Below are 23101 nucleotides of genomic sequence, written 5' to 3'. Positions count from 1 at the left end.
ATGCACAAGGACGAACTGCTCGAGCTCCACGAGCAGATGGTGGAGATCAAGGACCAGTTCTCGGAGTACGACAACGTCGACGCGAGCGTCTTCGACACGTACGACGAACTCGACATCGACCCCTCCCACGTCCACAAGTCCAAGAGCGAGCACAAGCACGCGGTCTTCGTGCTCGGGAACGCCCTCGCGACCGCGATGAGCGAGGACGAGTTCTCGAATGCCGGGCGCATCAGCAAGCGCATGGAGGAGCTCGCCGACGACGCCGGCGGCAGTCTGTAGGGCCGAGTCGCCGGAAAACGTTTTACGTGGGTGTCGCTACGACACGCACATGCAGACACGAACGGTCGAACGCGTCGAGACGTGGGAGTCGCGCCCCTACTCGGGTGGGGCGGCGGCGCTCGCGTCGCTCTCGGACGCGGACTTCTCCGGCGCCGTCGTCGCCGACGACGTCTGGCTCTTCTTCGTCAACGGCCGCCCGGTCGGCGTCTCCGGCGGGACGGTCGACGACGTCGCCGCGTCCTCTGGGACGGCCTACGAGGCGCCCGACCTCTCCCTTCCGCTGCTCTTCGCGATGCAGGAAGCCGACGGCGAGACGCGCGCGCAGTACTACACGAACGACACGCCGCTCACCGAGACGGACGCGACGCTCGAGGACGCGGGCTTCACGGGCTACGTCGAGCTCTCCGAGGACGTCCTGAGTGGCGACTACTACGTCGCGTACTACGGGGGGCGCTCGCTCCCCGTCGCGTTCGTCGGGAACGCGCCCGAGGTGGTGACCGGTGCGGACGCCTTCGAGCGCGCCGCCGACGAGGTCGGCGTCTACGAGGTCGTCTCCGTCGACCTCGCGTTCCCCGACCTCCCCGAGGTCGAGGCTGACGAGGCGAGCGCCGAGGCCGCGGCCGGGGCGGCCGTCGGCGCGGCGAGCGACGGCAACGCGGGCGCGGAGACCGACGCGCCCACCGGGACGGCGGACACCGACGAGTCGAGCGTGGACGACGCGCCGGCAGACGCGAACGCGGACGACCCGCTCGACGCGACCGCCGCGCTCGAGGAGGCCGCGACGGCCGACGGCGCGACGGGCGACCGGTCCACGGAGCGCCCGACGGTGGGGGCGTCCGCGCGCGACGCCGACGACGCGAGCGCCGACACGCCGTCCGACGCCGTGCGCGAGTCCGGGTCCGCAGGCGAGCCGGAGGGCGTCGCGGGGCGGCGCGCGACCGACGCCGAGACACCACGGCCGTCCGCCGACCCGCCCGCCGAGGCGGCGGTCGAGCAGGCGCCGACGGCGCGCGCGATGCCCGAGGAGGAGGGGGACGCCGACGAGTCGGCCGACGCGGAGGCGACACGGCGCGAGGCGACGCGCGTACCGGCGCTCGCCCCCGAGGAGGACGACGCCGAGCGGGCGGCGACGGACGCCACCGACTCGGACGCGGACGACGCCACCGACAATGAGGCGTCGGCCGGTGCGTCAGAGGGGGAGAGCGAAGGGCGCGTCGAGGCGCTCCAGCGCGAACTCGCGGCGCGCGAGGAGCGCATCGAGGGGCTCGAAGAGCGACTCGCGGACGCGGAGGAGACGGTCGCGGCGCGCGAGCGCGACCTCGAGGACGTGCGCGCGGAGCGCGACGAGCTCCGGGAGACGGTCGAGCGACTAGAGGAGCGAATCGCGACGCTGGAGGCCGACCTCGAAGCCGCCCAACCGGGACCGGGCGACCTCTCGCCGGCGGAGGCGCTCGCCGGGACGAACCTCTTCGTGCGCTACGAGTCGAAGGCGGACCCGACGCTCGCGGACCTCGAGGAGGCCGAGCAGTCCGAGATCGACGCGAACCTCACGCTCGAACACCACACGACGTTCGACGCGTCGGGCGCGACGGTCGACGGCGAGCCCTACGAGTCGTTCCTCGAGTCGACGGCGGCGTACCGGTTCGTCTCGTGGGTGGTTCGCGGCCTCCCGAGGGAGGTACTGGCGGCCGGACACAGTCGGGGTCTCGCCGACCTCTACGAGGCGATCCCCGAGATCGACCGCGCGGAGCTCGACGGGACGGTCGAACTCGAGGACGAGACGGGCGAGGCGACGCGCCACGACTTCGACGTCGTGCTCCGCGACCGGATGGGCGACCCGCTCGTGGTCGCGGCGCTGAACACGTCGCGCGACCCGGTGACGGGCGCGGAGATGGAGGCGCTGACGGACGCGGCGTCCGCCGTCGGCGAACTCGCGGACTCGCTCGGCGCCGCGCTCTACGTGACGGCGTCGTTCTTCGAACCGGGCGCGCTCGAAGTCGCGGGCGACGCGACGGCGTCCGGCGGACTGCTACGGCGGAGCGAGAAGGAGAGTTACGTGAAAGTGTCGCGAAAGCGCGGCTACCACCTCTGTCTCGTGGAGGACCGGAACGGGTCGTTCCACGTGACCGTGCCCGAACTCTAGCTCTCGGCTTCGGCTTCCTCGGCGGACTCGATTTTCATGGACTCGAGTTTGCCGACGATCTCGTCGACCTTCTCGTCGAGTTCGTCGACGAACTCGTGCGTGTGTTCGGTCGTGATCGCTCCCTGACTGGACGGCTCGATGAGGTCCTCCTCTTCGAGGACGCGCAGGGAGTAGCGGACCTTGTGGTGTGGGTAGCCGGTCTCGTTGGACATCTTGACGATCCCGATGGGCTCGTTCTCGATGACCATTCGGAGCACTTCGAGGTGGCGTTCCAGCATATCGACCTCTTTCTCAAGTCGGTCTATCATGGCATTTGTTAACTTGTCCGGCCAGGCTTTAAAGGTTGTCCTACGACGGCCGTGCCGGGGGACGCCGCTCTGGCGCGGTTTCGCACGCGGGGGATATACGTCTTTCTGCCCGGCGGAGCCGACAGGAATAGGGTCGTACGTGGTCACTCCCTCTCACCACGAGCCGAGAGTGTACACACCTATGGATAGTTCTCGGGTCGCGGACCGTAACGGGTTTCACCGAGGCGGCGAAACGTCCGGCGTATGACCGTCACCATCGTCGGCTCACAGCTGGGCGACGAGGGCAAGGGCGGCGTCGTCGACATCTTCGGCGACGCCGTCGACGTCGTCGCGCGCTATCAGGGCGGCGACAACGCCGGCCACACCGTCGTGCACGAGGGCGAGGAGTACAAGCTCTCCCTCGTGCCGAGCGGTGCCGTTCGCGGCAAGACCGGCGTCCTCGGCAACGGCTGTGTCGTCAACCCGTCCACGCTCTTCGAAGAGATAGACGCCCTCCAAGAGCGTGGCCTCGACCCGGACGTCCGGGTCGCGCGTCGCGCACACGTCATCTTCCCGTATCACCGCGTCCTCGACGGCATCGAGGAGGAAGCGAAGAGCGAGGACGGCGAGGAAGTCGGCACCACCGGGCGCGGGATCGGCCCGACCTACGAGGACAAGGCCGGCCGTCGCGGCATTCGCGTGGGCGACCTCGTGAGCGAGGACGTGCTCCGCGAGAAACTCGAGTACGTCGTCCCGCAGAAGCGCGCGCTCGCCGAGGACGTCTTCGGCGTCGAGACCGGCGAAGCGTTCGACATCGACGCGCTCCACGAGGAATACCGCGAATACGCCGAGCGCCTCCGCGAGGAGGAGATGCTCGTGGACGCCGGGGAGTTCCTCGCCGAGCGCCTCGAGGCGGGCGAGGAAGTGATGTTCGAGGGCGCGCAGGGCACCCTCATCGACATCGACCACGGGAACTACCCCTACGTCACGTCCTCGAACCCGACCGCCGGCGGCGCCTCGACGGGCACGGGCCTCGGCCCCGGCGTCGTCGGTGGCGACGACGGCGAGATCGTCGGCATCGTGAAGGCCTACCTGACGCGCGTCGGAAGCGGCCCGCTCCCCACCGAACTCGCCGGCGTCGAGGGCGACACGCCCGACTACACGCCGGGCGAAGGGCGCGAGGAGGAACTCGCGACCTACATCCGCGACGAGGGCGGCGAGTACGGCACCGTCACTGGCCGACCGCGCCGCGTCGGCTGGCTCGACCTCGCGATGCTCCGGCACTCCACGCGCGCGAACGGCTTCACCGGCGTCGTCATCAACCACCTCGACGTGCTCGCGGGGCTGGACGAGGTGAAGATCGGACGCGCCTACGAACTCGACGGCGAGGAACTCGACACGATTCCCGCGACGACGGAGCGCTGGGCGGCCTGCGAGCCCGTCTTCGAGACGTTCGACGGCTGGGAGGCGTTCGACTCCGAAGTCGTCGCCGAGGAGGGCTACGAGGCGCTCCCCGCCGAAGCGAAGGCGTACGTCGAGTACGTCGAGGACGAACTCGGCGTCCCCGCCTACGCGCTCGGCGTCGGCCCGGGTCGTGAGGAGACGGTCGTGCGGACGAACCCCTTCGAGTAGGGCGACGACGAGCGCCAGCGAGGAGTTGGTCGCGCCACGCGCGACCGGACACCCGAGCGGTGTAACCTTGGGGAAGAAGTTTCCCCAGGCATCGCAGTCTCGCACGGATCGTACCGTCAAGACCTATTTGACTAGCGTTCCCGGACCGAGTGGCTCGCAAGAGCCCGGAGTCGGGCGAGAACGAAGTTCTCGCTGAGTCACACTCGGCCCTCTGGGCCTCGCGTGACGCCCCGCGATTCACTCGCCCGTAGGGCGAGGCCAAGCGCCGACCAAGGAGGGACGGCGTAGCCGTACCTCTGGCCTGCGGGCGACTCACGGGTCGCCCGCAGACAACGGGAGGCGCGCAGTGCTTTTGGTCGAGCTTTTGCCGAGCACGGCCGCAGGCCGTGTGCAGAGTAAAAGGTCGTCGCGTGGAACCCGTAGGCTTTTGGGCGGCGGACGCCCACCCTCGAAACATGAAGCGGGACCTCATGGACATCGTCTGCTGTCCGCTCGACAAACACGACCTCGAACTCGACGTCGAGGACGAGGAGGACGGCGAGGTCGTCTCGGGGACGCTGACGTGCACGGACTGCGGCGAGACCTACCCGATAGAGGACGGCATCCCGAACCTCCTCCCGCCGGACATGCGCGAGGAGACGCCGGCGTAACCTGAGGAACCTTTTTGCTCTCGGGCGTCGTCTGCCCGGTCGAACCGTGTCGCGGACGCTCACCGTCCACCTGAACCGCGAACGCATCCACGGGCTCGACGCCGACCCGACCGCGCTCGAAGTCGAGCGGTCGTTCGCCGTCGACCTCGTCAATCACGGCACCGCGAGCCACGTCCACGTCCACCTCGACGACGACCTCTCGCGGGTCGCGAGCGTCGGCGACGGCAATCATTACGTCGCGAAGGACGCCACGGAGACCGTCCCGGTGTCGGTCGCTCCGGACGGCCCACGCCCCGTGGAGGGGACGCTCGACGTCGTCGCCGGCTACGGCGCCGAACGCATCGAAATCCCGGTCCGCGTCACGGAGGCGACGGAGCCACAGGGGGTCGACGTCGACGAGTCGCTGGCGGAAGTCCAGCGCACCGACGACGAGGCGTCGCTCGCCGACCGGCTGCGGCCGGCGGTCCCCGCAACCGTCGCCGTCGTCGGCGTGCTCTGTGCGGTGCTCGCGCTGCTCTTCGTGAACGGGTACGCCGCGCTCGCGCTCGCGCTCGTCGCGGCGGCCTGCACGGCGGGGTCGTGGTACGCCGTGCGCTAGTCGGCGAGGTCCGTCCCGCGTTTCGCTCGCAGATAGCGCGCGCGATAGCGGTTCGCGCCGTCACCGACGTCGGCTTCCCGAACCTCATCGACGCGGCCGTCCGCGACGGCGTCGATGAGGTCGCCGAGCTGTTCGAGTTCGCTCTCGGTGAGCATGAGCTCGTAGGTGTGCTCGTCCTCCTGTTCGAGGTAGGTGAACTTGCGCGCGGCGGCGACGAACAGCGAGCAGGGCTCGCGGCAGGGGAACTCCCCGTCGCCGCGCGGGACGTCGAGTTCGTGGTCGGCGTCGTGGTCCCACTCGCGACGCTTCAGACACTGGCTGTCGACACAGCAGGCCTCGGCGGCCCACGCGAGCGCCTCCTCGGGGAGCTCCGAGACGACGCCGTAGATGCCGCTCTGGCGCTCGGCGGTTTCGCGCCAGTGCGTGACGTCGAGGTCGCCCGCGCGCTCGCGGTGCCAGTTCTCGACCGTCGCCGGGTAGACGAAGCCGACGGTCTCGACGAGGTCGTCGCCCGAGAGGTCGACGAAGCGCCAGCCGTGCGGGAGCGACGGTGCGGTCGAGAGCGGGCGATAGCGGCCGTCGTCGTCGTGTTTCACGAGCTCGCGCGCGTCGAGCGGGTCGCGGTAGGTGTCGAGGGCGTCCGGGTCCGCGTCGGCGTCCTCGTGGTGGCGGACGTCGTAGACGCGCGCGCCGCCCTCGGCGAGGCGGACGCGGACGCGGAGTTCGCCCCACGTGCGGGTGCGGCCGCCGTCGCGGAGGGCGTTCATACGGGCTTTCACGTCGGTCGTCTCGCCGTCCTCGTCGCCGGTCTCGTCGGCGGCCTCGGTTTCCGCGTGCGCGTCCGATTCGCCCGTCTCGGGCGCGTCCGGCGCGTTCGCGTCGTCGGCGCCTTCGAGCCACCGGAGGAACGCCCGGCGCGCGGTGCCGTGGCCGCCGACGGTCTCCTCCCAGTAGCGCCAGTTCCGGACGTAAGGGTCGCCGTCGGCGAGCGCGGCGAGTTCGCTGGCGTCGATACCGCGCTTCGACACCTCCGGCGTCTCGAAGCGATAGCCGTACGCGGTGTTCTCGACGACGAGGCCGTCGAAGTCGACGCCGTCGGTGGCCGCCTCCATCAGGGCGGCGAGGCCATCGCTCATCTCAGTCACCCGCCGCCGCCGTGTCGCCGGCGTCCTCGCGCGTCTGCTCGCGCACCGTCTCGATGGCGGCGGCGACATCCGCGCCCGCATCACGCGCGCGTTCGAGGATGACGTCCGCGACGAGCGGTTCGGTGCCGACCGCGCCCGCGTACCAGATGCGGGTGCCCTCAACCGCTGTGGGTATCTCGTAGCCCTCGCGGTAGTCGTCCGTGAGACCCATGTCCTCGGGGATGTCCTCCTGCGTGTGGAAGCCGTCCGCGACGAAGAGCGGGACGACGACGACGTCGTCGCTCTCGAAGAGGTCGGAGACGTCGTCGACCTCGGGGTCCTCGTCCATGAACACGGCCTTCACCTCCTCGAAGCGCCCGCTCTCGCGGATGCGGTCGGCGTGGTAGTGGATGGCCTTCGCGGAGTTCTCGTTGCGCTCGGTGCCGTGGCCGACGACGGCGAGGCCGAAGCCCTCGCCGACGTCCGGGTCGCCGGTGACGGACTTCGCGCGCTCGACGATGACGTCGCCCATCGAGTCGTGCGTGCCGACCGGCCCGCAGTAGTGGACGGTCTTCTCGACGTCGGCGGCGTCGAGCGTGACGTGCTCGGCGTCCGTCCCGTCGGAGTTCCACTCCTCGACGTTCCAGCCCTCGAGGCGGAGTTCTCGCGGGATGACCTGCTCGGTGAAGTACCCCTCGGAGACGAACAGCGGTACGACGTACACCTCCTCGGACTCGACGGTGCGCAGGGCCTCGCGGAAGGATGGCTCCTCCTTCCAAAAGGCCTCGCGGACCTCGTCGAACGCCCCGGTCGCCCGAACGGTGTCCGCGTGCGCGAACGTCGGTTCGCTCGACCCCGGGTTGAGGTGCGAGCCGTGCGCGACGATGACGAGCGCTTGCATACGCCATTCGTTGGCGCGCGTGCGCCTTATGGTCACCGTCTCCGGCGGTGCGTCGCGCGACCACGAAGCGTTAACCTCGCTCTCGTCTTTCGTCCTCGCATGACCGACACGCTCGCGGCCGCCGTCCGAGAGTCGCTCCACGACCACCCCTTCCTCCACACCGCGCTGCGCGCGGGCGTCGTGAACCACGCGGCGGCGGCGCGCTTCCTCGGCCTCGACGCCGAAGCGGAGGTGGACGCGGCGGCGACGGCGCTCCGCAGACACGCCGACGCGCTCGACGGCTACGGGACCGAGTCGCGCGACGCCCGCGTCGCGATGGAGAGTCGCCTCGGCCGCGTCGAGGCCGCCGAGGACGCGCTGCTCGCGGTGAACGGCACCGGCTTCGCGCCCGGTGAGGGGTCCCTGACGGGCGTGCTCGCGACGGGCGACGTGGACGCGACCGCGCTCGGGGCCGTCCTCGGGCGCCTCGGCGTCGCGGACGTCGCGGTCGAGGCCGCCGGCGTCGCCGGGGACGCCCTGCTCGTCGTCGTCGGGCGCCGCGACGGCCCCGACGCCGTGCGCGCCGTGGAGGCCGCACTCGACGGCGTGCCCGCGTAGCGCGTCCCGCAGACCAACGGTTTAACGTCGGGGCTCGCCCTACCTCGCGGGTAATGACGCTGCGCGTGAGTAACACGCTCTCCGGCGAGACCGAGGAGTTCGTCCCGCAGGACCCCGACGACGTCCGCCTCTACTACTGTGGGCTGACGACCTCCGACCCGCCCCACCTCGGCCACGCCCGCTCGTGGGTGCACGTGGACGTGATGAGCCGCTGGCTCCGACATCTGGGGTACGGCGTCCGGCACGTCGAGAACTTCACGGACGTGAACGAGAAGATCGTCGCGCGCGTCGGGCGCGACGGCGACGACGAGAACGACGTCGCCGAACACTACATCACGGAGGTCCTCGAGTCGATGCGCGCGCTCAACCTCGAGCGGACCGAGGTCCGCCCGCGCGTCTCCGAGCACGTCCCCGAGATCATCGACCTCGTGGAGACGCTCGTCGAGGCGGGCCACGCCTACGAGTCGAACGGCTCCGTCTACTTCGACGTCACCACCTTCGAGGAGTACGGGAAGCTCTCCAATCAGGACCTGGAGAGCATCGAGGAGCAGGGCGACCCCGACGAGCGTTCGGAGAAGCGCCATCCGGCGGACTTCGCGCTCTGGAAGGCGGACGGCGTCGACGCGGACGCCATCGCGCGCCACCGCGGCCACGACCATCCGGGGACGCCGGCGCACCCGGAGGGGCAGACGTGGGAGTCGCCGTGGGGCGAGGGGCGGCCCGGCTGGCACATCGAGTGCTCGGCGATGAGCATGGCGCACCTCGGGGAGACGCTCGACATCCACGTCGGCGGCCGCGACCTCGTCTTCCCCCATCACGAGAACGAGATCGCGCAGTCGGAGGCCGCGACGGGCGAGCCGTTCGCGAACTACTGGCTCCACTGCGCGCTCTTCGAGATGGACGAGGAGAAGATGAGTTCGAGCCTCGGGAACTTCATCACGGTGGCGGACGCCGTCGCGGAGTACGGCGCGAACGCCCTCCGGCTCTTCATGGTCTCGGGCACCTACAACAGCCGCCAGACCTACTCGGAGGACGCCATCGACGAGGCCGTCGAGCGCGCCGAGCGCCTCGAGCGCTGCTACGAGGACGCCGTCGCCGCCCTCGACTCCGTCGACGCCCACACGAAGGCCGAGGACGCGGACCTCCGGGCGGCCACGGAGGACGCCGCGACGGAGTTCGAGGCGGCGATGAACGACGACTTCAACACGCGCGAGGCGCTCACCGCGCTCTTCGACCTCGTGTCGGCGGTGAACGTCCACCTCGCGGAGCGCGACGACTACGACTACGGGGGCCTCAAGGCCGCCGTCGAGACGTTCGAGGAGTACGGCGGCGGCGTTCTCGGCTTCGAACTCGGTGCCGAGCGGGGCGGTGACGTCACGCTCTCCGAGGACCTCGTCGAGCTCGTGTTGGAACTCAGAGAAGAAGCGCGAGAGGGGGGTGAGTACGAGCGCGCAGACCGACTGCGAGACGAGCTAGAGGCGCTCGACGTCACGGTCGAGGATACTGACAGCGGACCGACATACAGGCTGTAGCGGCCGGAGGCTTTTTTCGCGGGCGACGAATACTCGCCCGTAGCATGCGACAGAAACAACTCGTCGCGGTGGGGCTCGTGGTGCTCGTCGCGCTCTCGGGGTGTTCGTTCCTCTCGGGACCCGTGACGTTCAGCGCCGAGAAGGCGACCGTCAGCGACCAAGCGCTCTCCGAGACCGACTACGAGGAGGTGGCCGTGAACCAGTCGGTCATCACGCGGAACTTCAGCGCCGCCGGCCAGTCGAAGCAGGTCGAGGTGACGAACTGGATCGCCCAGTACGACCGCAGCATCGACCTCGGGCCGCTCGGCTCGAAGCGCGCCGCCGTCTTCAGCGCCGTCGCCACCCCCCAGGTGAAAGTGCTCGGACAGGGGCCGTTCAACCCCGTCTCCGACTACAGCAACGAGCAGCTCGTGATGATGCTCCAGCAGAACTACGAGAGCATCGACAACATCCAGCACCGCTCGAACTACACGGCGACGATGCTCGGCCACGAGACCACGGTCGGGACGTTCAGCGCGCAGGCGAAGCTCCAAGGCGGTCAGTCGATGGACGTCTACGTCCACGTCACGAAGGTGCAGGACGGTGACGACTACGTCATCGCCGTCGCCGTCTACCCGCAGCAGCTCGACGACCAGGAGTCCCAGCGCGTGCAGACCCTCCTCGGCGGCGTCCAGCACGGCAACGCCAGCGCCTGACGCCTCTCTTTTTCGCTCCCTCACGCCGCGAGCACGATCGGCACGATGAGCACGCCCATCAGGTGAACGCGGCGCGCGCCGAAGTGGACGGGCACGAAGCCGACGAGCGTTCCGGCCGCGAGGACGGCGAGACCAATCGGTCCCGCAAGCACGAGCGCGAGCGCGCAGACGACGCCGAATGCGACGAGGCAGACCCCCCGGTGCGGGAGGACGCGGACCGCGTCGAGATAGCGGTCGCCGACGACGAGCACGAGGACGACGCCGAGCGCGGCGGCGAGCAGGAGGGAGACGACGTAGAGCGGGAGGTCGAGCGGCACCGCGCTCCGGTCGAGCGCGACGACGACACCGGTGTGCGCCTCGTCGAGGGCGACGAACGCGAAGAGCGCGAAGATCGTGTTGCTCGTGTTGACGCCGCTCGTCGCGACGAGGAACGCGCGGTCGCCGTCGCTTCTCGCGGGGAGTGCGGCGAGCGCGACGACGGCCGCGACGGCGCTGGAGACGCCGGCGACGTAACTCACCGCCGCACCCGCCGCCGCGCCGGCGAGGCCGGCGAGGAGCGTGCGGCGCGGCGACGTGGTGATCGCGGCGTCCGCCTGCGCGGGCGGCCCGCCGCCGCGTGCCGCCGCCACGAGCACGGGGAGCCCGAACAGTCCCGCGAACGCCGGCATCAGTAGGTCGCCGCTCCCGAGGAGCGCGTCCGTGGGTTGGTCGAGTGCGAGCACGCCGAAGACGCCGCTACAGGCGAACGCCGCGCACGCGCCGATGCGCTGGCGGCGCGAGGCCTCGGTCAGGACGAGGAAGACGACGACGGCGGCGAGCACGACCGTGAGGTGCTCGCGCAGGAGCGGTGCGAGCGGCCGAATCGCCCGCGTGATCGGCCACCCGAGGAGGCACGCGAGGAGCGCGGCCGCGCCGCTCCCGAGCGCGGAGAGCCGAAGGGCTTCGCGACCCCGCCCGGCGAGCACGAGGCGGTGCCCGGGGAGCGTCGACGGCGCCATCGCCGTGTCCGGCACGCCGAGCGCGAGCGCGGGCACGACGTCGAGGATCGAGTGGACGACGCCCGCCGCGAGTATCGCGACGGCGACGCCGCGCGCCGGCCCGGGGAGGGCGGGCGCGGCCGCCGCTAAGAGCACCGCGAGCGTGTTCACGTGGAGGCCGGGCGTCAGTCCCGAGACGGTGCCGAGCGCGACGCCGAGCGCCACGAACCCGAGCACCACGAGCGCCGATCCCGTCTCGAAGCCGACGCGGACGCCGAACGCGTACATCGCGCCGAACTGGTTCCCTTCCCGTACTTGAACGTCGGCGTCGCGACGCGGTGTCTCGTCGGCGGTGTCCGGACGGTGCCGCCGCTACGCGACGTGTCGCGAAAGAAAGAAACGTGATTGGGTGTCGCGGGGATTAGCCGAAGAGGTCGCCGAGGCCCTCACCGGAGGCCTCCTCGTCCTCTTCTTCCTCGCCGCCTTCGTCGGCTTCCTCAGCCTCGGCGTCTTCGGACTCCTCGGACTCCTCGGACTCCTCGGAGCTACCGGAGGAAGAGCCACCGGACGCGCCGGCGGCCGGGACGGCCGCGGCGGACTCGATGGCGTCCTCGATGTCGACGTCCTCCAGCGCGGCGACGAGCGCCTTGACGCGGGATTCCTCGACCTCGACGCCAGCGGCCTCGAGAACGGCCGTGACGTTGTCCTCGTTGATCTCGTCGCCCGATTCGTTCAGGATGAGTGCAGCGTAAACGTACTCCATTGTTGTGAACCTCGTAGTGTGTTAACCGAACATCTCGCCGAGACCCTCGCCGCCGGCGTCTTCGTCGTCGTCGTCGCCGTCGTCTTCGGGTTCGGCTTCTTCTTCTTCAGCCTGTTCTTCCTCGGACTCCTCCGTGGACTCCTCGGCCGTGGCGGCGGGTGCCTCCACGCCGCGGAGTTCCTCGGGGAGCGCCTCCTCGTCGTCGATGTTGGCGGCGAGCGCGCGCACCTGCGCGTCGGCCGTGCTGACGAGGTCGTCCATCAGGTCGGGGCTCTCGATCGCGGCTTCGAGACCGACGCTCTTCGCTTCCCCGGCGGCCTTGCGGAGCATGTCGGGGACGGTGGCGGCGGTCGGGTATTCGGCGTTGATGGAGAGGTTCCGCGCCGAGGCGACGGCGGACTGGATGTCCGCGCGGTACTCCTCGACGTCGATTGCGAGGTCTTCGGGGTCGAAGAGAACGCCCTCGCTGAAGACGCTCCGGAGGTCGAGACCGACCTCCTTCGGCTCGATGCCGAGTTCACCGAGGACGTTCGCGACGTCGTCGGAGACGACTTCGCCCTCCTCGGTGACGACGGAGTCGGAGAGCACCTGAATGGAGCCCTCCTGGATGCGTGCGTCGGCACCGATCTGCTGGAGTTCGCCGACGAACGGACCCGGGTCGATCCCGGTGTCACCCTCGGGGATGACGATGTCGTTCGGGGCGACTTCCCCGGCGTTGATGGGCGCGGGCGTCTTGGACGCCTCGAGCTGCTTGTAGAGGCCGAACGGGTTGTCGTTCGTGCCGACGAGTCCGACCTGACCGTACGCGAACTCGGTGAGGTCTTCGAGGCCGTCGTCGACCTCGCGGAGCGCACGCTTCAGGAGCGTGTTCCGGCTCATGCGGAGCTCGGCGCTCCCGTGGAGCTCGCGGCGCATGTCCTGCAGCTGGCGCGACGGAATGCCGGCGACGTTGACGACGCCGACGGAGTCGTAGGACTCGAGGAACTCCACGAGTGCCTCGACTTCCTCCTTCTTCCACTCGGGAATGGTCTCCGTCGTGCGCTCGGAGTCTGCGGACATTTAGGCCACCTCCACGGAGGGACCCATCGTCGTCTTCACGTAGATGGAGTCGACGTTCATGGGGCCCTTCTCGAGGTCGGCGTGCAGTCGACGCACGATGACGTCGATGTTGGACGCGATGTCGTCGGCGCTCATGTCCTCCGCACCGACGCGGGTGTGGAAGGTGCGCCGGTCACGCGACCGGAGCTGCACGGTGTTCTTCATGCGGTTGACGGTCTCGACAACGTCGTCGTCGGGCTGGAGCGGGGTCGGCATCTTCCCGCGCGGACCGAGGACGGTACCGAGGTAGCGACCGATGTCCTGCATCATGGACGCTTCGGCGATGAAGAAGTCGGTCTCATCGGCGAGGTCCTTCGCAGCGTCATCGTCGTCACCGAGGTCTTCGAGCTCGTCGCCACCGAGGACGTCGTCTGCGACGTCTTCGGCTCGGACGGCCGTCTCACCTTCGGCGAAAACCACGATACGTGTCTCCTGTCCGGTGCCCGACGGCAGCACGACGCTCTCGTCGACGCGGTTCGACGGGTCGTTGAGGTCGAGGTCACGGAGGTTGATCGCGAGGTCCACCGTCTCGCGGAAGTTCCGCTCTGGGGCCTCCTCGATCGCTTGCGCGACTGCCTCTTCTATGTTATCTGCCATCTTTCACCTCCGTAGTGTGTCTGCCCCCTCAAGGGGAGCTTCTACGGGTCAGTGAAACAGGCTACGCCTGTCTCGTCTGGGACGAGGGGTATGCCGTCCTTAAAGCCGTCGTTTCCGAGGCCGTATGGGGCGTCGTAACGCCCGTGACGGCCGCGCTCGCGTCGTCCGTGTCGCCACGCGCCACCGCCGTTCGCGGGCGCACGACCGTCCGAAACCGAGTGCGTGCCCGGACGCCGTATTCGTCGCGCGGGCGCCGCGTGACGCGCGTCGTATGTAGCCGCTACTTTTATGCCGGGGTGGCCGCCACGGGCGAACGTTCGGTTTTCCCGCATGAGACGTCGCTCACTCGCCGCACTCGCCGTCGTCCTCGTCGTCGTGAGCGCGGCGGCACCGGTAGCCGCCGAGGCATCGCTCGACGCACCCGTATCTGACGACGATGCGGGCACCGCGCCCGCGCTCGGCGCGCTCGAACGCATCGACGCGAACACCTCGACCGCCGCGCGGACGCCGTCGGCCGCCTCCTTCGAGGGAGCGGTGACGAACGTGACGCTCGTCACGGGGCAGACGGTCCACGCGGTGACGCGCAACGAGACGACGCGCTACTACACGGACGCGGCCACGACGACGTACACGCTCCGCACGCCTCGCGGGACGTACGTCGTCCCGGCGGGCGTCGACTTCGAGACGTTCGACCCGACGCTGTTCAACGTCGACCTCCTGCGCGCGCAGGGGTACGACGACGCCAACAGCACGTCGATTCCGGTCATCGTGCGCGACGCGGACGGCGCGGGCGACGCGCGGCGGTCGGGGGAGCCGTCGGCGGCCTCGACGGACGCCCTCGACTCCGTTCGCGGGCTGGAGACGGAGCGTCGCCTCGACAGCATCGGTGCGGCCTCGACGCGCGTCGCGAAGGCCGACGCGGCGTCGGTCGCGGAGCGCCTTCGGAGCGACGGCGACGTCGCGCACGTCACGCTCGACGTGCGGTATCACGCGGCGAACGCGGAGGCCGACCGCATCGTGGACGGCGAGCGCGCGAGAGCGGACTACGGCGTCAGCGGCGAGAACGTCACCGTCGCCGTCATCGACAGCGGTATCGACCAGACCCACCCGGACCTCGACGAGGGGAAAGTCGTCGGCGAGTACGACCTCGTCGACGGCGAGGCGCCGGCGGCGGACGAGACGGGGCACGGGACGCACGTCGCGGCGACGATTGCGGGCTCCGGCGAGGCGAGCAACGGCACGCAGGCCGGCATCGCGCCGAACGCGAGCCTCGTCGACGTCCGCGTCTTCGGGACGGGCGGGGCGCCGACGAGTCGCATCGTCGCGGGCATCGAGGCCGCCGTCAACGAGAGCGAGACGGACGTCGTCTCGATGAGCCTCGGCGGCCCGGCGTACATGCTCCGCTCGAACGACCCGTACACGGACGCCATCGAGGCGGCGACCGCCGAGGGGATTCCCGTGGTCGTCGCGGCCGGCAACGACGGCGAGTACCTCTCCGTGCAGAGCCCGGGCGTCGTCGAGGACGCCATCACGGTCGGCGCGACCGACAACGACGGCTCGGTGGCGTCGTTCTCCTCGCGCGGGCCGACGCCGCGCGGCTACTACGTCAAGCCGGACGTCGTCGCGCCCGGGTCGCGCGTCGTGAGCGCGAACGCCTTCCACGAGGACGGGCCGGACTACGTCGAGAAGAGCGGCACGTCGATGGCGACGCCGGTGACGAGCGGCGTCGTCGCGCTCGTGCTCTCGAAGAACCCCGCGCTCACGCCCCACGAGGTGAAGTCGCGACTCGTCTCGACGGCCGACCCGCTCGGCGACGCGGACGCGTACGTGCAGGGCGCGGGGCGCGTGAACGCGACGGACGCCCTCGAAGCGGCGGGGGTGAACGCCTCGGACGACCCCGACCCCGACATCGTGGTGTCGCCGGGGTCGGCGGACGTCGGGCGCTACACGTCGAACACGACGGCGAACGCGACGCTCACTGTGGCGAACTACGGGGAGTCGAACGCGACGCTCGCGATGAACGCGAGCCTTCGAAACGTCGTGAACCCGGGCGAGGGTGACGCGTCGGCGTCGCTGAACCGCTCGACGCTCGCGCTCGCGCCCGGGGAGCGTGCGACCGTGACCGTCACCGTCCGAACGGGGTCGGTCGTCGGCGCGTACGCCGGGCGCGTCTCGTTCGAGGCGAGCGACGCGACCGGGGTCTTCGGCTTCGCCCGCGCGTACGCGGTGACGGTGGAGAAGCACGGGATGGACGGAACGAACGTCACGGACGACCCCGTCCTCCTCTATCCCGAGCGGAACGGGCCGTTCCAGCGCCCGCACGCGGTCGCGCTCTTCGACCGGATGGGGTTCTCGAACGGGACCGTCACGCGCTACCTGCTGACGAACGGGACGTACACCGCGCTCTCGGCGGGCGTGAGCGAGAGCGGGGGGAATCCCGTCATTACGCGGCGAACCGTGGCGGTGAACGGGAGCACGACGGTCGCGCTCGACGAGGACGACACGTACGCACAGCGCGTGGCCGTCGCGAACACGTCGACGCGCGGGCGCTACACGCGCGTCGCCGCGACCGAGGTGGAGACGGACGGCGACGGCGACGCGTACGCCTACTCGGTGAGCGCGGCGACGGGGACGGACGGCGCGAGCACGGTCTACGCGAGCAACGCCGCCGACCTCTCCGTCGAGCCGACGTGGTTCCTCGGGACGAACGCGGACGCGAGCCTCGACGCCGCGAGCGTCTACTACCTGCAACGGACCACGTCCGGGGTCAGCGGCGCGAACACGTGGACGGTGAACGAATCCGACCTCGCGCGGACGGCCGTCACGTACGCGCGCGCCGAAGCCGGAACGACCTACGACGTCGCGTACCGCGACGCGTACGGCCGGACGCTCGAGGCCGGGTCGCTCGGCGACCGGCGCGTGCAGTCGGTGTACCGGACGGCGGGCGCCGCGCTCGGCGTGGTCGCGACCGGCGCCGACGGCTCGTGGCGCGTCGGCCCGCGCGCGCTCGCCCTCCCGGAGTACGGGACGGCGGCCGAGCAGTCGGTCCTCCGGCAGCCGTTCACCGGCACGTACGCGGCGTGGCGCGCGGACGGCAGCGTGACGCTCGTGCCGCAGGCGACGCAGAGCTCCTACGGTGGCGTCGGGACGCCGTATCGCGACGCGGCGAACGACACGGTTCGTCTCCGGGTGAACGGGAGCGAGACGCTCGTCCGCAACGTGACGGGGACGGCGACGCTCGAGGTGCCGACGGACGACGGGACGACGGTCGCACTCCGGGTGAACGCGCGCAACGACGCGCTCGCGCAGTCCTCGCGCACCGTCTCGACGTACGTGGTGACGTACGAGGCGACGGCGGACGTCGTCCCGCCGCAGCTCCGGCAGGTGGACGTCGAGCGCCTCGACGCGACGAGCGACGCGCCGAACGGCTCCACCGTCGTCTCGGTCAGCGTCGTCGACAACGCCTCGCTCTCGGCGTTCAGGGTGGCGTACGCGAACGCGAGCGCGACGGCGACGCCGTTCGACGGCGACGCGAGCGAGTGGGAGAACGCCACCCTGCTCGACGCCACCGAGTCGGGGGACGTCCACCGGTACGCCGTCGCGTTGAACACCACGGGGTACGCCGGGAACGTCAGCCTCGCGGTGCGCGCCGTCGACGCCGGCGGGAACGCGGTGACGTCGACGACGTTCGACGCCTTCGAGGTGCGCGACGTCCCGCCCGAACCCCGGTTCGCGCTGAACGAGTCGGGGCCCGTCGAGGTGGGCGAGACGCTCGCGTACGCCGACACCTCGTGGGACAACCTCGGCGTCGCGAACTCGACGTGGCGCTTCGGTGACGGCACGACGGCGACCGGCAGCGTCGTCACGCACACCTACGACGCCCTCGGGACGTACACGCTGACTCACTCGGTGACCGACACCGGCGGGCACACGGTCTCGAACGAGACGACACTCGAGGTCGTGGATCTGGCGCCGACGGCGGCGCTCACCGCGTCTCCGTCGACCCCACGGGTGGGCGAGTCGGTGACGCTCTCGGCGGCCGACGCGACGGACACGCAGGGCATCACCGAGTACCGCTGGGACGTCGACGGTGACGGCACGGTCGAACGCACGACGAGCGGGTCCGAGGCGACGATCACGCACGCGTACGCGTCGGCGGCGACCGCCCACCCGCGCGTCGCTATCGTCGACACCCGCGGGCAGACGGCGACCGCGTCGACCACGGTCTCCGTGCGGGCGCGAGCGACCACCACCACCAGTAGTGACGGGGGTGGTGGCGGTGGAGGCGGCGGCGGTGGCGGCGGCTTCGCCGGTGGCGGGAGCGCCGTCACGACCACCACGACGCCCCCGACCACCACGACTACGACGCGGACCGAGACGACCGTGTCGGCGAACGACACGGCTGTCGCGGTGTCGGCGCCCGTGCGGAACGGGACGGCGACCGTCACGCTCCCGAACGCCACGTCGGGCGGTGTCGGCGTCACCGGTGCGACGCTCTCGCTGACCGGGAACGCGTCGCGCGTCACCGTCACGGTCGGGACGCCGACCGCCTCGGCGCCGAGCGGGACGCCCGCGCTCGACCGCTCCCGGGCGGTGCGCTACTTCGGCGTCGAGGCGGACGCCGGGGACGCGGCCGTGCGCTCGGCGACGCTCCGCTTCTCCGTCGCCGAACGCGCGCTCCCGGAGGGCGTCGCGCCCGCGGACGTCACGCTCTACCGCTATCACGGCGGGACGTGGGACCCGCTCCCGACGGCGGCTCGCGGTGGCGACGCGTACGCCGCGACGACCCCCGGGTTCTCCGTCTTCGCCGTCGGCGGCGCGCCCTCGGAGACGACGACGACGCCGACGGCCGCCCCCATCGGGACGGCGACGAGTACGTCGAGCGCGACGGTCTCGACGGCGAGCGAGACGACGAGCGGCGGGTCGCCCGCGCCCGGCGTCGGGGCGGCGCTCGTCGCGGCGGCCGCCGCCCTCCTCCTCCGCCGCCGCTGACGCGGGTGCCTTCCTCGGCGGCGGTCCGAGTCGACCACAAGCGTTCACTCCCCCGCGTGCGAAGCGCCGCGCGTGAAGCGAACGCGAGTCGAGTCCGAGCGCTGGTTCGACGTGCTGGTGGAGACCGAGGACGCGCAGGCCGCCGTGATGACGCTCGAAGCGGGCGAGGCGACGGGCGGGCCGACGAACGCCCACGCCGAGAGCGACCAGTGGCTCTACGTCGTGTCGGGGTCCGGGAGCGTCGTCGTCGCGGGCGAGACGCTCGACGTCGAGGAGGGCGACCTGCTCGTCGTGGAGGCGGGCGAAACGCACGAGGTGCGCGCGAGCGACGAGGAGGCGCTGGAGACGCTCAACCTCTACGTCCCGCCGCACGCCTCGGGCGGCGCCGCCGGGTCCGAGAGGGACGGCTAACGTCGGGAGAAGACACTTATCGGCCGGGCGACGACTTCGGGTGTGCAGCGCCATCAGTGGGCCCTCCTCGTCGCCGTCGCCCTCGTCGGCGTCTCCGTCGCGTTCTTCGCCCTCGGCGTCGGGTCGCTCGGCGACCGGTCGACCCCGAGCGAGACGCACGCGTTCACGGACGCGATGAACGAGAGCCACTGCTCGGACGTCGTCGCCTACGAGGCCCTCAGCGAGCGCCAGCGGTCCGTCGTCGCCCGCGCCGTCGAGAACGGCACGCTCCCCGAGAACCGGAGCGCCTACGACTTCTGGGACGACTGCGTCCGGTACGAGAACCGGACGTACGTGGTCGTTCGGGCGGTCGCCTGACGCGTCACCCCCGCCTCCCGCCGGAGTCGTCAGGTCCGCGGATAGCCGTACTCGAGGACGAGTTCGCCCTCGGCGTCGCGGACGCGAACCGTGTCGCCGTCGTTCCCCCAGACGGGGGTGTCGAGACCCCAGTAGAGGTCGTCCTCGTCCCACTCGCCCTCGCCGGTGTGCAGGCGGAAGGACGCGCCCGCCTCGAGGGTGAAGCCGTCGGGCAGGTGGAACTCCCAGCCCTCGGCGTCGACGACGGTGTAGCCGGTCATGTCGAGGGGGTCGTCGCCGTCGTTCGTGAACTCCACGTACTCCGAGGCGAGGTGCTCGCGGTCGCCGCCTTCGGGGTCGACGTTCAGGTCGGTGACGACGAGCTGTGAGGGCTCGCGTTCGGTGTTGTCGAAGCCGCCCGGCCGGACGGTGTCGCGCCCCCGGAACCACGTGTTCGACCCGGTCTTCCCGACGAGGTAGCCGTACGCGGAGTCGAGCGAGAACTGGGCGCTCTTCGTCTTGTACTGGAGGTAGAGGTCGCCGTCCTGCCGGAAGTACTTCTGCGGGGAGGCGCCGTTCTGCCCGGCGAGGTAGTCCTTCGACCCGAAGTAGACGGAGTAGTTCCCGGGGTCGACGTCGCTCGGGTCCACCCACTCGCTCGCGTCCGCGCCCTCGGGCGGCTGTTTCACGACGACCGTGAGCGTCGACTTCGCGTACGGGTCGAACTCGTTCGGGTCCTCGTCGGGCATGATGGCGACGTTCGCGCGCTTCACGGCTCGCCCGTCGGCGGGCTTGAGTTTCGCGGGTTTCTCCGTGGAGAGGTCGAACGCCGTCGCGTTCCCGGGGTCGCCGGTGAGGAAGCGCCACGCGTCGACGCCCTGCAGCGTCTTCGGCGTGATTGTGATGGTCTGTGCGTCCTCGACGCCCCAGAACGCGCCGCCGTCGGTCGTGTTGGCGTCCCACTGCCACTTCACCTTCGCGTTGCCGCCCTCCCACTTCTCGAAGTCGTCGTCGGTCCCCATCGGGTCGTCGCGGACCGCCCACTCGCCCGCCGAGCGCGAGAGCCCGGAGAACTTGAGGAACGCCGTCCCGCCGTGGTCCACCTCGGGGCTCCCGTGGAGGAAGACGAGCGACGTGCCGACGGGGCCGGCGTAGAGGAAGACGCGGGAGGCGGCGGGCTCGCTCGCGACGTCGACGGCCGGGCTTGCGGACGACGAGCGCGTCTGATAGTCGTAGAACTCCTCGACCGTCGCGTCCTCGTGGGAGAGCGGGTCGACCTCCCAGCGGAGGTAGCCCTGCTGGAGGACGTACGTCGACTCGCTCGACCCACTACCGGACGTGGAGAGGTAGGCCCCCGCGCCGCCGAGCGCGAGTACGCCCACGCCGCCGAGCGCGAACTCGCGTCGGGAGAGCGACGACGCGTCGTCGGCGGCATCCGAATCCTCGGTCATGCAACGGAATTGCCCGCCGCGACTGAAAAGGCGACTGGCCGTCTGTGCCGGGTGATATCGGATACCACGGCGGAGGCCGCCGAGGCGACTGGCGTCTCGACGCGCGGGCGTCAGTCGGTCGTGTGGGGGAGCGAGAGCGTGATGCGGTTCCCCGATTCGGTGGAGCGGACGGTGATGTGGCCGTTCGAGAGGTCGACGCTCCAGTAGACGAGCCAGAGGCCGATGCCGGTGCTGTGGTAGACGTCCGTCATCTCGTGGTCGCCGGTGAGGACGTCGGCCTCGACCGGGGGGAGCGGCGGCGCGTCGTCCGCGACGGTGATTTCGACGTGCGTGTTCGTCTCCCGCTGTCGGACGCGCACGCGAGGGGCGTCGCTCCGGCTGTGCGTGATGGCGTTCTCGAGGAGTTCGACGACGGCCGCCTCGAGTTCGGGGCGGCCGCGTATCCGCGCCGGCACACCCCCGGAGTAGTCGACGGTGGCGTTCGGGTAGCGCTCGCGGACCGTCGCGACGGCGTCCTCGAGGAGGGAGGCGAGGTCGACGGGGGTGCGGCCGGGCTGCTCGCAGACGAGGTCGATGAGCTCGCGCTGTTTCTCCGCGCTCGCGAGGAGGTCGCGGCTGGTCCGGCGGATGACCGCCGTGCGGTCCGCGAGCGCCGGGAACTCCGAGGCGATGGAGTCGGCCGTCCCGATGATGACATTGAGGTCGTTGCGGAGGTTGTGCCGGAGGAGGTTGTCGACGACGACGAGCTGGCGTTCGCGTCGGCGCCGGTCCGAGACGTCCTTCGTGAAGCCGGCGATGCGGACGACGTCGCCGTCCTCGACGATGGGTTGGCCCTGCACCCAGACCCAGCGGTCGCGGCGGCCGTCGCGGACGATTCGGTACTCCATGTCCAGCGACTCACCGTCGGAGAGTCGTGCCATCGCCGCCTCGACGGCGGGCCGGTCGTCCGGGTGGACGCGCTCGAGGAAGGAGCGCGGGTCGTCGCGGAGGCCGTCTATCGACGCGCCGTAGAGCTCCTCGTAGGCGGGGTTGACGAAGAGGAGCTCGGACCAGTCGGCGTCGAACATCCAGAGGACGTCGCCGGTGGTCGTGGAGAGCTCGTGAAGGCGGCTCGCGGCGGTGTCGCGGTCGTGTTCGGCCGTGACGCGGTCCGTGACGTCGCGCGAGCTGACGACGTAGCCGTCGAGGGTGGCGTCGGTGAGGTTCGACATGCGACTCTCCAACCAGCGCCAGTCGCCGTCGCTCGTCCGGTGGCGGTACTCGACGGTCACCTCGACGAAGTCGTCCTCGGCTATCGTCGCGCCGAAGGTCTCGCGGACGCGCTCGGCGTCGTCGGGGTGGACGTAGTCGAAGATGCAGTCGCCGAGGAGGTCGTCCGGGTCGAAACCGAGCATCGGCCTGACGGCGGCGTTCACGTAGGTGACGACGCCGTCCTCCTCGAGGAGCAGGATCTTGTCTTGGGCGTGGTCGAGGAGGATGCCGGCCGGGTCGGCTTCCATATCGGCGTTTCGGTCGCGGCTTTGATAAGTGTATTCCGGGCCGGCCGTCGTGGGGGAGCGCGACGGCGGGCGACGCGGCGGCCCGCGCGTCGCCGGGGTGGCCTCAGAAGGAGACGGGCTCGTGGCCGTCGACGCCCATCGGCGTCGGGTCGCGGTCCGAGTAGCCGACGCGCCCGACCGCGTCCTGTCCGACCGCGCCGATGACCGCGTGCACCGCCTCCGTCGCGTCCGCGAACTCCTCTTCACCGGTGCGCTCGAGCACGTCACCCAGGGACTCCTCCCCCGCCGGGTGCTCGATCCGCACGCTCCCGTACGCCTCGCGGAGTTCCGCCGTGGTCGCCGGATAGTGCGCGTCTTCGAGCAGGTCGGTCGCCGTTCGGAGCGTCATTACAGAACAATCTATGGTGAACGACCATTATGAATGTGTCGAGAGAAGAGTTACCACGGAACACGAGCGTGGCGGTGGCACCAAAGCGACGGCGCGTTCGGCGACGGAGAACAGTCGGTCCGGAATACGTGACAGACACGCGAGAGGTTTA

General features: G+C 70.5%; 21 protein-coding genes. 11 read left to right on the top strand and 10 right to left on the bottom strand.

Features of this window, described 5'->3' with window-relative positions; all coding sequences use genetic code 11:
- Complete coding sequence (locus EFA46_RS09260) at positions 1-279, top strand: UPF0058 family protein (protein WP_123076438.1); 279 nt, start codon at positions 1-3, stop codon at positions 277-279.
- Positions 280-328: 49 nt separating this feature from the next.
- A complete protein-coding gene (locus tag EFA46_RS09255; RefSeq protein ID WP_123076440.1) occupies positions 329-2422 on the top strand; it encodes a hypothetical protein in 2094 nt (697 codons plus the stop codon).
- Here EFA46_RS09255 and EFA46_RS09250 read toward each other — a convergent pair.
- Positions 2419-2730 (bottom strand): hypothetical protein, encoded by a 312-nt coding sequence (locus EFA46_RS09250; protein ID WP_123076442.1) that lies wholly within the window; start codon positions 2728-2730, stop codon positions 2419-2421. The genes EFA46_RS09255 and EFA46_RS09250 overlap by 4 nt on opposite strands.
- Before the next feature lie 243 nt (positions 2731-2973).
- Here EFA46_RS09250 and EFA46_RS09245 point away from each other — a divergent pair, with 243 nt between their 5' ends.
- The 3 genes from EFA46_RS09245 to EFA46_RS09235 all read left to right on the top strand — a co-directional run bounded on the left by EFA46_RS09245 (position 2974) and on the right by EFA46_RS09235 (position 5589).
- On the top strand, positions 2974-4341 hold the full coding sequence (locus EFA46_RS09245; RefSeq protein WP_123076444.1) for an adenylosuccinate synthase: 1368 nt from the start codon (positions 2974-2976) through the stop codon (positions 4339-4341).
- 455 nt (positions 4342-4796) lie between these two features.
- Positions 4797-4991 (top strand): methytransferase partner Trm112, encoded by a 195-nt coding sequence (locus EFA46_RS09240; protein ID WP_123076446.1) that lies wholly within the window; start codon positions 4797-4799, stop codon positions 4989-4991.
- 46 nt (positions 4992-5037) lie between these two features.
- Positions 5038-5589 carry a hypothetical protein gene (locus EFA46_RS09235; RefSeq protein WP_123076448.1) on the top strand — a complete coding sequence of 184 codons (552 nt, stop codon included), beginning with the start codon at positions 5038-5040 and terminating at the stop codon, positions 5587-5589.
- Here the strand turns inward: EFA46_RS09235 and EFA46_RS09230 are convergent.
- A complete protein-coding gene (locus EFA46_RS09230) occupies positions 5586-6725 on the bottom strand; it encodes a DR2241 family protein (protein ID WP_123076450.1) in 1140 nt (379 codons plus the stop codon). The genes EFA46_RS09235 and EFA46_RS09230 overlap by 4 nt on opposite strands.
- A 1-nt stretch (position 6726) precedes the next feature.
- On the bottom strand, positions 6727-7614 hold the full coding sequence (locus tag EFA46_RS09225) for a CbiX/SirB N-terminal domain-containing protein (RefSeq protein ID WP_123076452.1): 888 nt from the start codon (positions 7612-7614) through the stop codon (positions 6727-6729).
- Positions 7615-7713: 99 nt separating this feature from the next.
- Between EFA46_RS09225 and EFA46_RS09220 the strand changes: the two genes are divergently transcribed.
- The 3 genes from EFA46_RS09220 to EFA46_RS09210 are packed head-to-tail and all read left to right on the top strand — an operon-like array spanning position 7714 to position 10438.
- A complete protein-coding gene (locus EFA46_RS09220; protein WP_123076454.1) occupies positions 7714-8211 on the top strand; it encodes a hypothetical protein in 498 nt (165 codons plus the stop codon).
- Positions 8212-8264: 53 nt separating this feature from the next.
- Positions 8265-9743, top strand: a complete 1479-nt coding sequence (gene cysS, locus EFA46_RS09215) for a cysteine--tRNA ligase (protein WP_123076456.1) — start codon at positions 8265-8267, stop codon at positions 9741-9743.
- Between the two features lie 44 nt (positions 9744-9787).
- Positions 9788-10438, top strand: a complete 651-nt coding sequence (locus tag EFA46_RS09210; protein ID WP_123076458.1) for a DUF6517 family protein — start codon at positions 9788-9790, stop codon at positions 10436-10438.
- Positions 10439-10458: 20 nt separating this feature from the next.
- Here EFA46_RS09210 and EFA46_RS09205 read toward each other — a convergent pair whose 3' ends face one another.
- The 4 genes from EFA46_RS09205 to EFA46_RS09190 form a co-directional block, all read right to left on the bottom strand.
- Positions 10459-11703: a tripartite tricarboxylate transporter permease gene (locus tag EFA46_RS09205; protein ID WP_123076460.1), complete on the bottom strand. Its 1245-nt coding sequence runs from the start codon at positions 11701-11703 to the stop codon at positions 10459-10461.
- A 133-nt stretch (positions 11704-11836) separates the two neighbouring features.
- Entirely contained in the window at positions 11837-12178 is a 342-nt protein-coding gene (gene rpl12p / locus EFA46_RS09200; protein WP_123076462.1) for a 50S ribosomal protein P1, read from the bottom strand.
- A gap of 21 nt (positions 12179-12199) precedes the next feature.
- Positions 12200-13237: a 50S ribosomal protein L10 gene (locus tag EFA46_RS09195; protein ID WP_123076464.1), complete on the bottom strand. Its 1038-nt coding sequence runs from the start codon at positions 13235-13237 to the stop codon at positions 12200-12202.
- Positions 13238-13873 carry a 50S ribosomal protein L1 gene (locus EFA46_RS09190; RefSeq protein WP_123076466.1) on the bottom strand — a complete coding sequence of 212 codons (636 nt, stop codon included), beginning with the start codon at positions 13871-13873 and terminating at the stop codon, positions 13238-13240. It abuts the gene before it with no gap.
- Positions 13874-14203: 330 nt separating this feature from the next.
- On the opposite strand from EFA46_RS09190, the gene EFA46_RS09185 reads away from it, so the two are divergent.
- The 3 genes from EFA46_RS09185 to EFA46_RS09175 all read left to right on the top strand — a co-directional run bounded on the left by EFA46_RS09185 (position 14204) and on the right by EFA46_RS09175 (position 19633).
- Positions 14204-18865 carry a S8 family serine peptidase gene (locus EFA46_RS09185; protein ID WP_158604256.1) on the top strand — a complete coding sequence of 1554 codons (4662 nt, stop codon included), beginning with the start codon at positions 14204-14206 and terminating at the stop codon, positions 18863-18865.
- A gap of 72 nt (positions 18866-18937) precedes the next feature.
- Entirely contained in the window at positions 18938-19276 is a 339-nt protein-coding gene (locus EFA46_RS09180; protein WP_123076470.1) for a cupin domain-containing protein, read from the top strand.
- A 42-nt stretch (positions 19277-19318) separates the two neighbouring features.
- Positions 19319-19633, top strand: coding sequence for a hypothetical protein (locus EFA46_RS09175; protein WP_123076472.1), 315 nt, complete (start codon positions 19319-19321; stop codon positions 19631-19633).
- A gap of 29 nt (positions 19634-19662) precedes the next feature.
- Here EFA46_RS09175 and EFA46_RS09170 read toward each other — a convergent pair whose 3' ends face one another.
- From EFA46_RS09170 to EFA46_RS09160, 3 genes are all read right to left on the bottom strand, one after another.
- Positions 19663-21063: a lamin tail domain-containing protein gene (locus EFA46_RS09170; protein WP_123076474.1), complete on the bottom strand. Its 1401-nt coding sequence runs from the start codon at positions 21061-21063 to the stop codon at positions 19663-19665.
- A gap of 110 nt (positions 21064-21173) precedes the next feature.
- Complete coding sequence (locus EFA46_RS09165; protein ID WP_176969856.1) at positions 21174-22562, bottom strand: PAS domain-containing sensor histidine kinase; 1389 nt, start codon at positions 22560-22562, stop codon at positions 21174-21176.
- Positions 22563-22665: 103 nt separating this feature from the next.
- The gene (locus tag EFA46_RS09160; protein ID WP_123076476.1) at positions 22666-22950 is read right to left on the bottom strand and encodes a hypothetical protein; all 285 of its coding nucleotides are present in this window, start codon (positions 22948-22950) and stop codon (positions 22666-22668) included.
- Positions 22951-23101 lie beyond the last annotated feature (151 nt).

It is taken from the genome of Halarchaeum sp. CBA1220 (assembly GCF_003721175.2).
Classification (GTDB): domain Archaea; phylum Halobacteriota; class Halobacteria; order Halobacteriales; family Halobacteriaceae; genus Halarchaeum; species Halarchaeum grantii.
The sequence above is the reverse complement of the archived record's forward strand: the minus strand, read 5'-3'. Positions and strand labels throughout refer to the sequence as shown.